Source organism: Pseudarthrobacter sp. fls2-241-R2A-168 (assembly GCF_030209335.1).
Classification (GTDB): Bacteria; Actinomycetota; Actinomycetes; order Actinomycetales; family Micrococcaceae; genus Arthrobacter.
In genome coordinates, this window is record NZ_JARVSG010000032.1 from 1 (window position 1) to 1,596 (window position 1,596).

1 protein-coding gene is annotated in these 1,596 nt (G+C 55.8%); it reads right to left on the reverse strand.

The window, feature by feature from the left end:
- Positions 1–97: 97 nt before the first annotated feature.
- Positions 98–1,516 carry an IS1182 family transposase gene (locus QRN11_RS16095; protein ID WP_285313578.1) on the reverse strand — a complete coding sequence of 473 codons (1,419 nt, stop codon included), beginning with the start codon at positions 1,514–1,516 and terminating at the stop codon, positions 98–100.
- Between the last annotated feature and the right edge of the window lie 80 nt (positions 1,517–1,596).

Genomic DNA, 1,596 nt, shown 5'->3' on the forward strand with positions numbered 1-1,596 from the left:
CAGACTGTGTGAAAACGCACTGAAGGCCAGCCCAACAAACGCCCCGACTTGTTCGGGGTGTTTGTTTTTGTGCGAGCGACAGACGAAAAAAGGCCTTTCAGCCCATTAGCGCCATCAATTGGCTGGCTCCTAGCACGCTAATCGCTCGCTTGAGGTTATAAGCGTTCACCGCCAATGCCATTTCCGCTTTTGCTCCCTCCAACTGGCGCAGCAGGAAACGACCATTCCCAAACAGCCATTGCTTGAGGTTGCCGAAAGGGTGCTCAACGATGGATCTTCGGCTGGCCATCATCTGCGGATGGGCCAGCATTCGCTGCTCCATTCGCTCAAAGGCTTCCTCATGGGCATGGCGTGAGATATAGCGGCGTTGGGCGCCAGTGCATTGGGATTTGAGCGGGCAGGTAGTGCAGTCGCTGACATCTGCCTGATAGATCCGATCACCCTTGTTTCGCTGCTTGAGCGTCAACCACTTGCCCGCCGGGCACTGATAACGATCATGTTCGGCTTCGTAGGTAAAATCTTTGCGCTCAAAGAGTTCCTCCCCGCCTGGGTTGACCGAGCGATTGGGTGGTACATAGACCGTAATTGCAACCTTCTCGCAGGCCTGAAACTGCTGGCCGTTGGAGTAGCCGGCATCGGCCGTCACGCTCAGAGCATCTTGTTCCAGATGCTCTTTGGCGGTCTTGGCCATTGGCTCCAGTTGTTTTCGGTCGTCGCCGTCCTGAGTTACTTCATGGTGCAGAATCAGGCAATGTGCAGCGTCCACGGCGGTTTGTACGTTGTAGGCCACCCGTGGCCCTTTGGGCGTGCGCATCATTCGGGCATCGCTTTCGTGGGTGTTGAACTGCTCCAGGCCCATCGAGTTCATCAGCGCCTGGCAGCTCTGATTGTCCTGCTGCCGAACTTCAAGCTGCGCCAGCGCAGTTTTGATCGCGCCGCGATCAATCACTTCTCCCGTCTCGGCCCTGTCAGCCTCATCCAACTCAGCCAGGTACTGAGCGATACGCTTATCCAGCTTCTCTTCCTGACGTTTGAGCTGCTTCAAATTCATATGACGCCGCGAGGACGCCACCGCCTGAAACTTGCTGCCGTCGATGGCCACCAACTCACCGGCGATCAGACCGGCTGTGCGGCAAAACCGGACGAAGGCACGGCATGTCGCCACAAAGGCAAGTTTGTTGTTTTTGCGAAAGTCAGCGATGGTCTTGAAGTCGGGCTTAAGTCGGTTGATCAACCACATCACTTCGATGTTGCGCTGACACTCGGCCTCGAGACGCCGCGATGAGCGAATCCGCTGGAAATAGCCGTAGAGGTAGAGCTTTAGCTGATCGGCGGGATCATAAGAGGGGCGACCGGTACTTTTGGGAAGGGCTTTATCGAAGCCCAGTTGCACCATATCCAGTTTGGCGACATACAGGTCGATGACGCGAACGAGGTGATCCTCGGGGATCAGCTCCTCCAGCGAGACCGGGAACAGACTGGTCTGGCTGCGGGACTCTCCTTGGATGTAAGCCATAACGAAAAATGCTCCGTATCTTTCGATACGGAGCATTTTCTTTGAGCACCGCGCAGATTGCTAGGTTTTCACACAGTCTG

What these genes read in the sequence shown, in the direction of transcription:
- QRN11_RS16095 (WP_285313578.1), bottom strand. Translation starts at nt 1,516, where the DNA reads ATGGCTTACATCCAAGGAGAGTCCCGCAGCCAGACCAGTCTGTTCCCG.